The following is a 12,733-nucleotide window of genomic DNA, read 5'->3' as shown; positions in this document are numbered from 1 at the left end:
GTCCGACGGTCACGGATCAACGATAGCCAACCCGTGGCAAGCCGGACGTAAAGTTCAGGGCTCGCCGAAGCTTAACGACTGATCGGTCATCGCCGCTTGCAGCGCTGCGACAATTTCGGTCAAGGGGCGGTAACTTTACGTTTATGGATGCCCACAACACTGTCAGAATTCCCTTTCATTTCCTTGACCCGAGCCCGCTATGCAAATCAATACCGCCCTGCTCTTCGCCACCCCCTGCGATGACGAGGAAGACAACATGGCGACCTTGTGCTGCCACAGCGACAAGGGGCAGATGTTCCTGCTGACCCGCTATCCGGACGAGGACACGGTCGACCTGACCCTCGATGACGAGCCTTCGACGCTCGATGGCCTGAAGGTGACCTTGAGCGCACAGCGCTTGCTGATCGAAGTGGCCGCCGGGGACCGTGATGCGCTCAAGGGCGATGAGGTGCTGGAAATCGTGCTGACCTCGGCGGGCACTGACCTGGAAGAGGTCGAGCTGACCTTGCGCAATATTCTCGATGGCACGGGCACCTTCGTCAGCGAGCTCTGAGCTTTTTCGGCAGTGGCCCTATCGCCGGCAAGCCGGCTCCCACAGATTCTCTGCGTGGGAGCCGGCTTGCCGGCGATAGGGCCCTGACAGACACTCCATAACCCCTTGAAAATATTGACAGCCCATCCACCGACAGGCATTGTCTGACAACCTGACCACTAGGCAACCGCCCCCATGCTAGAGCTCCAGCGCCCCGACACCCTGGTCGAACGGGTTGTCAGCGCCATCCGCGCCGAGATCGATGCCGGCCGCCTGGCCGCCGAATCGCGCCTGCCCACCGAACAGCAACTGGCCGAACAGCTCAATGTCAGCCGCTCGGTGGTGCGTGAGGCAGTGGCGCAGCTCAAGGCTGATGGCGTGCTGATCGCCCGTCGCGGGCTCGGCTCCTACATCTCGCAAACCCCCAACGGCACCGTGTTCCGCTTCCCCGGCAGCCAAGGGCGCACGCCTGACCTGGTGCAGATGTTCGAGATGCGCCTGTGGATCGAAACCCAGGCCGCGGCCATCGCCGCGCGCCGGCGTGACGCCGATGACCTGGCGCACATGGCCAAGGCCCTGCAAGCCATGCTCGATAAAAGCAGCGACTTCGCCACCGCCTCGGCCGCCGACGTGGCCTTCCACCGGGCCATCGCCGAAGCCAGCAAGAACGACTACTTCGTGGCCTTCCACGACTTCCTCGGCGGCCAGCTGGCCAGCGCGCGGCGCACCGCCTGGGAAAACTCGGCCAGCCACTCGGTAGGCGGCTCGGCAGACGCTAACCGCGAACACCAGGCGCTGTACCAGGCCATCGCCGACGGCGACCGGCAAGCCGCAGCCGCCTGCGCCGAAGCGCACCTGCGCGCCTCGGCCAAACGCCTGAAAATCGACCTTCCCGCCCTCGACTGACCCCGGAGCACTCACCGTGGCCTGGCGAGGCCTTTTGCACGCACTACTTAGTCTGACAACCTGATAAGCAGATCCACCGACAAGAACACCAAGGTACCCCTGCATGACTTACGACTACTGCATCATCGGCGGCGGCATCGTCGGCCTCGCCACCGCGATGGCCCTGCTGCAACAGCGCCCCGGCGCGTCCTTGCTGATCCTGGAAAAGGAAGCCAGCCTCGGCCGCCACCAGACCGGCCACAACAGCGGCGTGATCCATGCAGGCATCTATTACGCCCCGGGCAGCCTCAAGGCCGAGCTGTGCAAGCGCGGCGCCCAGGCCACCAAGGACTTCTGCCGCGAACACGGCATCGCCTTCGACGTCTGCGGCAAGCTGCTGGTGGCCTCCAACCCGCTGGAAATGCAGCGCATGGAGGCGCTGTACCAGCGCTCGCAGCAGAACGGCCTGAAGGTCGAGCGCCTCGACGCCGGCGAACTCAAGCGCCGCGAGCCGAACATCGCCGGGCTCGGCGCGCTGTTCGTCGACGCCACCGGCATCGTCGACTACAAGCAGGTGTGCTACGCCATGGCCAAGGTGATCGAGCAGGCCGGCGGCGAAGTGCGCCTGTCCACCACGGTGCAGGGCATCCGCGAGCTGGGCGAGCATGTCGAGATCCGCGACCACGGCCAGACCTGGCGCGCCCGCCAGCTGGTCGCCTGCGCCGGCCTGCAATCCGACCGCCTGGCGCGCCTGGCCGGGGTCAGGATCGACCATCAGATCATCCCCTTCCGCGGCGAGTACTACCGCCTGCCGGCCAGCAAGAACCAGATCGTCAACCACCTAATCTACCCGATCCCCGACCCGGAACTGCCGTTCCTCGGCGTGCACCTGACGCGCATGATCGACGGCAGCGTCACCGTCGGCCCCAACGCCGTGCTCGGCTTCGGCCGGGAGAACTACCGCAAGTTCTCGGTGAACTGGCGCGATGTGGCCGAGTACGCCGCCTTCCCCGGTTTCTGGAAAACCATCTGGAACAACCTCGGCTCCGGCACCGCCGAGATGAAGAACTCGTTGTTCAAGCGCGGCTACCTGGAGCAGTGCCGCAAGTACTGCCCATCGCTCGAGGTCGAGGACCTGCTGCCCTACGAGGCCGGCATCCGCGCCCAGGCGGTGATGCGCGACGGCACCCTGGTGCATGACTTCCTGTTCGCCGAGACCCCGCGCATGGTGCACGTCTGCAATGCCCCGTCGCCTGCGGCCACCTCGGCCATCCCGATCGGCCAGATGATCGCCGAGAAGATCCTCAAGGCCCGCTGAACACTGCTGCAACACAACACTACAAAGACAATAAGGAACCTCAGATGTCGGTACACGAGGCGGCGCTGGCCGCAACCGAAACCCCGCAACAGCAACGCAAGCGCCTGCGCAAGGTAGCCGCGGCAACCATCTTCGGCTCGATGCTGGAGTGGTACGACTTCTACCTCTACGCGACCATGGCGGCGATCGTGTTCTCGAAGATCTTCTTCGATGCCAGCAACCCGGCGGTGGCCTCGCTGCTGGCGTTCTCCACCTTCGCCATCGGCTTCATCGCCCGACCCTTCGGCGGCGTGCTGTTCGGCTACCTGGGCGACCGCTTCGGGCGCAAGCACGTGCTGGTCATCACCTTCTGCATGATGGGCGTGTGCACCGCGCTGATCGGCCTGATCCCCAGCTACGCCACCATCGGCATCTGGGCACCGATCCTGCTGGTGGTGATCCGCATCATCCAGGGCCTGGGCGCCGGCGCCGAGCTGTCGGGCGCGGCGGTCACCTCCTACGAGCATGCCAGCGAAGGCAAGCGCGGCAGCCAGGGCGCCTGGCCGGCATTGGGGCTGAACCTGGGTTTGCTGCTGTCGTCGCTGACCGTGTACCTGCTGACCATGAACGGCAACGAGTTCCTCCTGGCCGGCGGCTGGCGGATCCCGTTCATCGCCAGCATTGCCCTGGTGGCGGTCGGCCTGTGGGTGCGCAAGAGCATCCCGGAAACGCCCGATTTCAAGAAGGCGCACGACAAGGTCGACGACCAGCCCCAGGTGTCGCCGCTCAAGCTGCTGTTCAAAAACGACCTCAAAGGCCTGGCCGTGGTGTTCTTCGTGGCCATCGGCTACAACGCCCTGAGCTATATCTTCAAGACCTTCTCGCTGGCCTACCTGACCCAGTTCAAAGGGGTCGAGGCGCATGTCACCTCGCTGTCGGTGACCATCGCCAGCCTGGTGGCGATCTTCACCGTACCGTTCTTCGGCTGGCTGTGCGACCGCTGGAGCAGCAAGACCGTGCTGATGCTCGGCGGCGTGCTGTCGGCACTGTTCGCCTACCCGTTCCTGCAGCTGCTGAGCACCGGCGAGCCGACCCTGATCTACGTGGCCATCGCCATCGGCACCGGCATCCTCGCGCCAATGATGTTCGCCCCGCAAGGTTCGTTCCTCAGCCGCCAGTTCCCGACCCAGACCCGCTCTTCGGGCTTTGGCACCGGCCGCGAGATCGGCACCGCCGTGGCCGGTGGCCTGGCGCCGCTGGGCGGGCTGGCGCTGGTGGCAGGCTCGGCGACCCACTCCACCGACGGCGTGGCGTTGATCCTGGCGATCTCCGGCGTGCTGGTGGTGGTGTTCGCGCTGTTCGACCAGGGCCGCAAGCACTCCACCTCGAAGAACTGAGGGGTGTACGGCAGTACCTGCGACGGTGCAGGCACTGCCGCCGCTTGGGCTTCAACCCAGCGGATTGTCATGCATGACCCGGCCCCCTTCCTCGGGCCGGTTGATGTACAGCATGTCCAGCGAGCTGTTGCGCAACCCCGCCAGGGCATTCCAGTGCGCCGAGGTATGCACGTATTTGCGCTGCAGCAAGGCCTGCTCGGCGGGCGTCAGTCGCAGCCCCTGGCAACGCCCAAGGGCATAGTCGTGCAGTTTTTCGCTGATCGCCTGCAGCTCTTCGGGCAGCCGATGCGCCTCATCCCCACCCAGCCCGGCGAATGGCACGCCGCAGCTCACGGCCAGCTCACGCATGATGCTCAGGTAGATGCGCGACAGATGCCCGCTCACCTCACGCTCCCGATACACGGCGACGTAGACCTGTTTTTCCGGGTCTTCACGCTTGCCTCGGCCTTCGCTGACCGGCTCCTCCCAGACCTGCAGGCAGGGCTGCGGGTCGCCCACCTGCACGATTGCCGAAGCCAGCAAGGCCTGCACCGCCGCGTAGGCGCGGGTGTGCTCTGCCGGCGTGGCCGCAGGCACCCGGTTCGATTGCGGTTTGCACAACAGCACCTGCTCGCGCAGGGTGGCGGGGTAACCGCCGCCGATGTTCGAGTGCACGCCGGGCACGACAATGTCGTTGCCGCAGCGCAGCAAGGGGAAGTAGTGCCGCCGCTCGTCGCCGGCCACCAGCTGCACTACTTGCCGCGCAGTGCCCTGGCCAAGGCCCAGCTGCAAGCCATCGTAATCGTCATTGGCAGGGTCGAAGTTGCCACGCAGCGGCGCGACGATCGCCGCCACCGTGTCGAACAGGCCGATGAACTCGATCACCCGGTGGCACTGCAACTCGTCCGGCAGGCCCTCTGCCGCCTCGCTCAGCCGGTTGGCCAGGTGCCTGGCCGCTGCCGCTCCCCGGCTGAACCCGAACAGGTCGAAGGTGATCTTGCCGGGCAACACCTGCGGTTGGCTTGCCAGGCAGTCGCGCACCTGTTGCGCCACCGCGGCCAAGGCCTGCTCGACACGTGCCTGGACCCCGGCATGCCCCCGGCCAGTCGCGCCGCCGAAGGCCGAGTCGGGTGCCCCTTGGCAGGTGCCGATGCCCTGCACATAGCACTTGAGGAAGCATTCATCATCGACCTGGCCGCCAGGGTACAGCGCATGCAACAGGGCGATGTTGCTCAAGGCGTTGGCGTAACTGCCCCCTTCACCGCCTTGCGCGGCCTGGGCATTGGCTTGGTTGTTGCCGGTTCCGTCGAAGAATATGCCCACCCGCAAATGGGCTGGGCCATGCTGCTGTTCCATGCTCACGCTCCTTGATGATTGGGAGCGTGCAAGCAAGCGATAGCGGGCGGCGGTGGAAAATCAGCCAATGCAGCAAACAGCGAGCGCAGATTTCGACGTGGCACCGCGGATGGATTAAAGTATCCCCCCTTGCCAGGCCAGTTGCCTTTCGCGCTCGCCCTGCCCATTCCAGGAACCGCCATCGATGGAACACCGTGAAGCGCTGATCGCGCTACGCACCTTTCTTTCCACCCAGATTCTCGGCCAGGAAAAGCTGGTCGAACGGCTGCTGATCGTGCTTCTGGCCGACGGCCACATGCTGGTGGAGGGCGCGCCGGGCCTGGCCAAGACCAAGGCGATCAAGGAGCTGGCCGAAGGTATCGAGGCGCAGTTCCATCGCATCCAGTTCACCCCCGACCTGCTGCCGGCGGATATCACCGGCACCGAAATCTATCGCCCGGAAACCGGCAGCTTCGTGTTCCAGCAGGGGCCGATCTTCCACAACCTGGTGCTGGCCGACGAAATCAACCGCGCCCCGGCCAAGGTCCAGTCGGCGCTGCTCGAAGCCATGGCCGAGCGCCAGGTCAGCGTGGGCCGCAGCACCTATGACCTGTCGCCGCTGTTTCTGGTCATGGCCACGCAGAACCCGATCGAGCAGGAAGGCACCTACCCGCTGCCCGAAGCCCAGCTCGACCGCTTCCTGATGCACGTGAAAATCGGCTTCCCCGATGCCGCCGTGGAGCGCCGCATCCTCGCCCAGGCCCGCGGCGAAGCCCTGGGCGGCGAAGTGAAGCCTGAGCGGCGGGTCAGCCAGCTGGCGATCTTCGCCGCGCGCAAGGAAATTCTTGGCCTGTACATGGCCGACGCGGTGGAGGAATACCTGGTGCAGCTGGTCATGGCCACGCGCACCCCGGCCAAGTTCGACAGCGAACTGGCCGACTGGATCGCCTACGGCGCCAGCCCGCGCGGCTCCATCGCCCTGGACCGCTGCGCGCGTGCCCATGCCTGGCTGGCCGGGCGCGACTTCGTCAGCCCCGAAGACATCCAGGCGGTGCTGTTCGATGTGCTGCGCCACCGCATCATCCTGTCGTTCGAAGCCGAGGCAGCTGGCGTTGACCAGGACCGGGTGGTGCAGCGCATTCTCGACGTAGTCGCCGTCGCCTGAGCTCAGGTGTTCTTCTCGACCAGGGTTTTCCGAGGGGCTGTTCGAACGCACGGAGCGCAATGTGGGCAATGTGCGTGCCCAGGCAATCGCGCACATTTTTAGCGAACGCATTGGTCGTCACCACTGCGGATGCATTAAAGTAGGGGCCTCTGCCCAGCGCGCCCTCGACCTCGTCGCCTGACCCCATGCCCGCCACGCACCTCGCCGCCCCCGGCATCCGCATCGGCCTCGCCGAGCTGATCGACATGCGCCACCGTGTGCGCGAGATTCAGCTGTTTTCCCGCCCCGGCCAGCGCAGCCCGCTGATTGGCCTGCACCATTCCAAGCTGCGCGGGCGTGGCGTGGACTTCGACCAGGTGCGCGTCTACCAGGCCGGCGACGACGTGCGCAACATCGACTGGCGCGTCACTGCCCGCACCCAGGAGCCGCATACCAAGCTGTTCCACGAAGAGCGCGAGCGGCCCATCTTCATCCTCGTCGAGCAAAGCCAGCGGTTGTTCTTCGGCTCGGGGCTGATGTTCAAGTCGGTGCTGGCGGCCGAGGCCGCGGCGCTGTTCGGCTGGGCCGCGCTGGGGCATAACGACCGCATCGGCGGGCTGGTGTTCGGCGACAACGAGCACCACGAAATCAAGCCGCGGCGCAGCAAGCAAAGCCTGCTGCAGCTGCTCAACCGCCTGGCCAAGGTCAACCAGGCGCTGCACACCGAAGCCGCGCCCCAGGCCGACAGCCTCGGCCTTGCCCTGCGCCGCGCCCGTGAAGTGCTGCGCCCGGGCAGCCTGGCCATCGTGATCTGCGACGAACGCTCGCTCACCGACCAGGCCGAACAGCACCTGGCCATGCTCTCGCGCCATTGCGACCTGCTGCTGCTGCCGGTTTCCGACCCACTCGACCATGCCTTGCCCGCCGCCGGCCTGCTGCGCTTCGCCCAGCGCAGCGCGCAACTGGAGCTCGACACCCTGGACGCCAACCTGCGCCGGGCCTACCGTCAACAGGCCGAAGCGCGCATCGAACGCTGGGACTTGATGGCGCAGAAGCTGCGGGTGCTGCTGATGCCGCTGAGCACCCAGAGCGAGATGATCGAGCAGTTGCGTGAGTACCTCAACGCCCAGCGCCCACGGAGCGGCCAATGAACCCGCTGGACCAGCTGCAACCCTTGCTCGCGCCACCGGCGATCGGCCTGTGGCCACCGGCGCCAGGCTGGTGGCTGCTGCTCGCGCTGCTGCCGCTGCTGGGCTGGGGCCTGTGGCGGCTGCGCCACTGGCGCCCGGGCAAGCGCCCGGTGGTGCGCGCGGAACTGCCACTCGACCCGGTGCGCGTGGAAGCCCTGGCCGAGCTTGCGCGCCTGCCCCGCCCCTACGACGGCGCGCCGGCCGGCGCCTGGCTGCAGCAGATCAACGCACTGCTCAAGCGCCTGTGCCGCAACCACTACCCCGGCGCCAACAGCCACACCCTCAACGGCCGCCAGTGGCTGGCGTTTCTCGACAACCGCTGCCCGGCGGCCGGCCTGACGCGCTGGATGGTGCTGGTCGAAGGCGCCTACAAGCCCGAGTGCAAGCTCGACGACAAAGCCATTGCCGGGCTCAGCCAGGCCGTCGAAACCTGGATCCGCAAACATGTTTGAACTGGCCTGGCCGTGGATCTTCCTGCTGCTGCCGCTGCCTTGGCTGGCGCGCCTGCTGCTGCCCGCCGCCGACAGCGGCGAGCCGGTGCTCAAGGTCGGCTTTCTCGATGAACTGGAAAGCCTCGCCGGGCGCCGGGCGCGCCTGAACCTGCCGACCTGGCGCCAGCAGGCGCCGTTCGTGCTGATCTGGCTGTTGCTGCTGCTGGCCGCCGCCCGCCCGCAATGGCTCGGCGACCCGGTGCCGGTGGCCGCCAGCGGCCGCGACCTGCTGGTGGCGGTGGACGTGTCCGGCTCCATGGACTTCCCCGACATGCAGTGGAAGGACGAAGACATCAGCCGCCTGGACCTGGTCAAGGCGCTGCTCGGCGACTTCCTGCAGGCGCGCGAAGGCGACCGCGTCGGCCTGATCCTGTTCGGCAGCCAGGCCTACCTGCAGGCGCCGCTGACCTTCGACCGGCGCACCGTGCGCACCTTCCTCGACGAAGCGCAGATCGGCATCGCCGGCAAGAACACCGCCATCGGCGATGCCATCGGCCTTGCGGTCAAGCGCCTGCGCCAACGCCCGGCGCAGAGCCGGGTGCTGGTGCTGATCACCGACGGCGCCAACAACGGCGGGCAGATTCACCCGCTGACCGCCGCCCGCCTGGCCGCCCAGGAAGGCGTGCGCATCTACACCATCGGCATCGGCGCCAACCCCGAGGCCAGCGGCACCCCGGGCCTGCTCGGGCTGAACCCGAGCCTGGACCTGGACGAAGCGTCGCTCAAGGAAATCGCCGACATCACCCACGGCGCCTACTTCCGCGCCCACGATGGCGCCGAACTGGACGCCATCGGCGACACCCTCGACCAGCTTGAACCGGTCGCCCAGCAGCCGACCCAGGCGCGTACCGCCAAAGCCCTGTACGCCTGGCCCTTGGCCCTGGCGCTGCTGCTCAGCGTGCTGCTGGTGGCCGCCGTGCAGTGGCCAGACAACCTGCTGCAACGCGCGCTGCGCCGGCCGCGCTTCCTGCAGCCGCACCCGCAATGGCGCGAGCGCCTCAAACGGCTACGCCTGAGGAAGCGCCGATGATCGACCTCTGGCCACAATGGCTGCGCCCCCTCTGGCTGCTTGCCGTGCCGCTGCTCGCCTGGCTGCTGTTCAAGCTGTGGCACCGGCGCAAACGGGCCGGGCGCTGGCAGATGATCCTGCCGGCCGCCTTCCACCCGGTGCTGCTCGGTGGCGGCAGTGGCAGCAACAGCAAGCTGCCCTGGGTAGCCCTGGGCCTGGCCTGGCTGCTGGTGGTGCTGGCCCTGCTCGGGCCGAGCTGGCAGCGCCTGGAAGAAACCCGTCAGCGCCCGGCCGACCCGCTGGTGATCCTGCTCGAGCTGACCCCGCAGATGCTTGCCGAGGACGTTGCCCCCAACCGCCTGGAACAGGCCCGGCGCAAGATCCTCGACCTGCTCGAACACCGTAGCGAAAGCCAGACCGCCCTGGTCGTCTATGCCGGCAGCGCCCATACCCTGGTGCCGCTGTCCGACGACCTGGGCACCACGCGCAACCTGCTCGAAGCGATCGACCCCTCGATCATGCCGCAGCCCGGCCAACGCGCCGACCTTGCCGTGCAAAAGGGCCTGGCGCTGCTGGCCCAGAGCGGGCTGGGCCAGGGCCGCCTGCTGCTGATCGGCTCGGAGCTGAGCGCGCCGGAGCGCCAAGGTATCGTCCAGGCCCTCGGCCGCCAGGGGCCAAGCCTGCTGATGCTGGGCATCGGCAGTGCCGAAGGTGCACCGGTGCGCCAGGCCAATGGCGAATTCCTCAAGGACCCGCAAGGCGGCATTCTGGTGCCGCGCCTGGACAGCCCGGGGCTCAAGGCCTTCATCAGCGGCACGGGCGGGCGCTACCGCCATGCCCGCATCGACGACCTCGACCTGCGCGGCCTGGGCCTGTTCGACAACCCGCGCAGCCTGCGCAACGACGGCCACAACGTGCAGCTCGACAGCTGGGCCGACCAGGGTTACTGGCTGCTGATCCCCCTGCTGCTGCTGGCGGCCTGCGCCGGCCGGCGGGGCTGGCTGTTCTGCCTGCCGCTGCTGCTGGCGCTGCCGCAGCCCAGCCAGGCGTTCGAGCTCAACGACCTGTGGCTGCGCCCCGACCAGCAGGGCCAGCGCCTGCTCGAGCGCAATCGCCCAGCCGACGCCGCACGCCACTTCCAGGACCCGCAATGGCTGGGCATGGCCCTGTACCAGGCCGGCGACTACGCCGGCGCCGCCAAGGCATTTGCCCAGGGCAACAGCGCCGAGGCCCACTACAATCGTGGCAATGCCCTGGCCCGTGACGGCGAGCTGGAGGCGGCCCTGGACGCCTACGAACAGGCCCTGGAGCGCCAGCCCGACCTGCAGCCGGCGCTGGCCAACCAGGCGCTGGTGCAGCAGTTGCTGCAGCAGCGCGAGGCGCAAGCCGAGGAACAACCGACCAACAGCGATGCCCAAGGCACGCCCGGCAGCGAAACCGAGGGCAACAGCAGCTCGGCCAGCAGCCCGGCCCAGGGCACACCCGGTCAAGAGCAACAGGCCAGCGCCGAACAGCCCGGCGAAGGCAACAGCGACAGCCAGGCAAGCCCCGGCAACCAGGCAGGCGATGACGACAGCGTGACCCAGCCGCCCCAGCGGCCGGTCTCGACCAGCCTCGATGCCGAACAACGCCAGGCCCTGGAACAATGGCTGCGGGAGATCCCGGACAACCCGGCCGAGCTGCTGCGGCGCAAATTCTGGTATGAACAGCAATTGCATCAGGAAACCCCACGATGAGTCGCCTCGGCGTCTTGCTTCTCAGCCTGCTGTGGGCCGCCCTCGCCCAGGCCGAACCGACCCTGCAGGCCAGCGTCGACCGCTCCCGCCTGGAAGCGGGCGAAACCCTGGAACTGACCCTGGAAAGCCAGGACGTCACCCAGTTCGGCAAGCCCGACCTGCGCGCGCTGGAAGGCGACTTCGAGGTGCGCGGCACGCGCCAGCTCAACAGCCTGCACACCCTCGACGGTGAAACCCGCGCCAGCACCCGCTGGATCATCACCCTGCTGCCACGGCGCAGCGGCACCCTGCGCATCCCTGAGCTGCAGCTGGGCCAGTCGCACAGCCAGGCCATCGAGCTGCAGGTGCTGCAAGCCGATGCCAACCGCCAGGACAGCGCCTCGCAGGTGTTCGTCGAAGCCACCCTGGACAGCAATGAGGTGTACGTCCAGGCCCAGACCGTGCTGACCCTGCGCATCTACCATTCGGTGTCGCTGTACGACGACAGCAGCCTCAGCCCACTGCAGCTGGAGAACGCCAAGGTCGAACCGCTGGGCGAGTCGCGCACCTATGAAAAGGAAATCAATGGCGTGCGCCATGGGGTGATCGAGACCCGCTACGCGCTGTATCCACAGCAAAGCGGCAGCCTGGAAATCCCGCCCCTGACCTTCACCGCCACCGCCGCCGACAACCCCCAGCCGTCCGCCGGCAGTGGCCGGCAGACCGGCCGCCAGGTGCAGGTCAGCTCGCTGCCGCTGCGCCTGGCGGTACGCCCCATCCCCGCCGACTGGCCGGCCGGCGCGCCCTGGCTGCCGGCGCGCAGCCTGACCCTCGAAGAACACTGGAACCCCGACCCGAGCACCCAGCAACCGCAGATCGGCGACTCCCTGACCCGCAGCATCACCCTGCGCGCCGAGGGCCTGTCGAGCACCCAGCTGCCGCAGTTGCCGGCCACCGAGATCGTCGGCCTGCGCCGCTACCCGGACCAGCCGCTGCTGCGCAACGAAATCAGCGAGCGCGGCATGACCGCCAACCGCGAGGAACGCGAGGCGCTGGTGCCGACCCACAGCGGCAAGCTGGCCCTGCCGGCACTGGAAGTCACCTGGTGGAACACCCGCGAAGACCACCTGGAACACAGCAGCCTGCCCGCGCGCACCCTGGACGTGCTGGACAACCCGGCCCTGAGCGCGGAATCCCCCGCCGACGACAGCGCCGGCGTCAGCCACCTGCTCTGGCCCTGGCAGCTGGCCACCCTGCTGTTCGCCCTGACCACCGCGCTCGGCTTCGCGCTGTGGTGGCGCGCCCGCTCGCAACCGGCCGTACTGCGTGCCGCGCAGAATGGCCCAAGCCCCCGCACTCTGCTCGACGACCTCAAGCGCGCCTGCCTGGCCAACGACCCGCAGGCTACCCGCCAGGCGCTGGATGCCTGGGCGCGCCAGCAACCGGAAACCCTGGCCGAGATGGCGGCGCGCTTCGTGCCGCTGTCCGATGCGCTGGATGGGTTGAACGGGGCGCTGTACAGCGAGAGTGGGCAGTTTTGGCAGGGCGAGGATCTGTTGCGGGCGATCGGCACCATTCCACCGGCGGAGCAGGTGTTGCTGCCAGCGGGTGAGAGTGGCAGCTTGCCGCCGCTCTATCCCAAGTAACGCACTGCCTGTTCGGGCCTGATCGCCAGCGATCGGGCCCGGGCAAACTGCACAACCTCCAGGGTTGGGTTACCATACCCGCCTTCGCGAAGCCCACCCTTCAAGCCAAGCCC

11 protein-coding genes are annotated in these 12,733 nt (G+C 67.6%); 10 read left to right on the top strand and 1 reads right to left on the bottom strand.

What is annotated here, in order from left to right:
* The first annotated feature begins 199 nt into the window (after window positions 1-199).
* From ACIPG5_RS00750 to ACIPG5_RS00735, 4 genes are all read left to right on the top strand, one after another.
* Window positions 200-553, top strand: coding sequence for a hypothetical protein (locus tag ACIPG5_RS00750; RefSeq protein WP_401372842.1), 354 nt, complete (start codon window positions 200-202; stop codon window positions 551-553).
* Between the two features lie 174 nt (window positions 554-727).
* Window positions 728-1,438: a FadR/GntR family transcriptional regulator gene (locus tag ACIPG5_RS00745; RefSeq protein WP_176511849.1), complete on the top strand. Its 711-nt coding sequence runs from the start codon at window positions 728-730 to the stop codon at window positions 1,436-1,438.
* Window positions 1,439-1,541: 103 nt separating this feature from the next.
* A complete protein-coding gene (gene lhgO / locus ACIPG5_RS00740; protein WP_176511850.1) occupies window positions 1,542-2,735 on the top strand; it encodes an L-2-hydroxyglutarate oxidase in 1,194 nt (397 codons plus the stop codon).
* Window positions 2,736-2,779: 44 nt separating this feature from the next.
* On the top strand, window positions 2,780-4,111 hold the full coding sequence (locus ACIPG5_RS00735; RefSeq protein WP_176511851.1) for an MFS transporter: 1,332 nt from the start codon (window positions 2,780-2,782) through the stop codon (window positions 4,109-4,111).
* A 51-nt stretch (window positions 4,112-4,162) separates the two neighbouring features.
* Here the strand turns inward: ACIPG5_RS00735 and ACIPG5_RS00730 are convergent, their stop codons facing one another.
* Window positions 4,163-5,446, bottom strand: coding sequence for a phospholipase effector Tle1 domain-containing protein (locus tag ACIPG5_RS00730; protein WP_401372839.1), 1,284 nt, complete (start codon window positions 5,444-5,446; stop codon window positions 4,163-4,165).
* A gap of 184 nt (window positions 5,447-5,630) precedes the next feature.
* On the opposite strand from ACIPG5_RS00730, the gene ACIPG5_RS00725 reads away from it, so the two are divergent.
* The 6 genes from ACIPG5_RS00725 to ACIPG5_RS00700 all read left to right on the top strand — a co-directional run bounded on the left by ACIPG5_RS00725 (window position 5,631) and on the right by ACIPG5_RS00700 (window position 12,620).
* Window positions 5,631-6,590: a MoxR family ATPase gene (locus ACIPG5_RS00725; RefSeq protein WP_176511853.1), complete on the top strand. Its 960-nt coding sequence runs from the start codon at window positions 5,631-5,633 to the stop codon at window positions 6,588-6,590.
* Between the two features lie 185 nt (window positions 6,591-6,775).
* On the top strand, window positions 6,776-7,720 hold the full coding sequence (locus tag ACIPG5_RS00720) for a DUF58 domain-containing protein (RefSeq protein WP_176511854.1): 945 nt from the start codon (window positions 6,776-6,778) through the stop codon (window positions 7,718-7,720).
* Complete coding sequence (locus tag ACIPG5_RS00715; RefSeq protein ID WP_176511855.1) at window positions 7,717-8,211, top strand: DUF4381 domain-containing protein; 495 nt, start codon at window positions 7,717-7,719, stop codon at window positions 8,209-8,211. The genes ACIPG5_RS00720 and ACIPG5_RS00715 overlap by 4 nt, the downstream gene beginning before the upstream one ends.
* Window positions 8,204-9,280: a vWA domain-containing protein gene (locus tag ACIPG5_RS00710; protein WP_401372836.1), complete on the top strand. Its 1,077-nt coding sequence runs from the start codon at window positions 8,204-8,206 to the stop codon at window positions 9,278-9,280. The genes ACIPG5_RS00715 and ACIPG5_RS00710 overlap by 8 nt, the downstream gene beginning before the upstream one ends.
* The gene (locus tag ACIPG5_RS00705; protein ID WP_401372834.1) at window positions 9,277-10,995 is read left to right on the top strand and encodes a tetratricopeptide repeat protein; all 1,719 of its coding nucleotides are present in this window, start codon (window positions 9,277-9,279) and stop codon (window positions 10,993-10,995) included. Before ACIPG5_RS00710 ends, ACIPG5_RS00705 begins: the two co-directional genes overlap by 4 nt.
* Window positions 10,992-12,620: a BatD family protein gene (locus tag ACIPG5_RS00700; RefSeq protein ID WP_401372832.1), complete on the top strand. Its 1,629-nt coding sequence runs from the start codon at window positions 10,992-10,994 to the stop codon at window positions 12,618-12,620. The genes ACIPG5_RS00705 and ACIPG5_RS00700 overlap by 4 nt, the downstream gene beginning before the upstream one ends.
* Window positions 12,621-12,733: the final 113 nt, after the last annotated feature.

Origin of the sequence: Pseudomonas sp. NPDC087029, assembly GCF_044745345.1 — a bacterium.
GTDB classification, from domain to species: domain Bacteria; phylum Pseudomonadota; class Gammaproteobacteria; order Pseudomonadales; family Pseudomonadaceae; genus Aquipseudomonas; species Aquipseudomonas faucium.
Note: the sequence above shows the minus strand (reverse complement) of the source record. Positions and strands in the feature narration are given on the sequence as shown.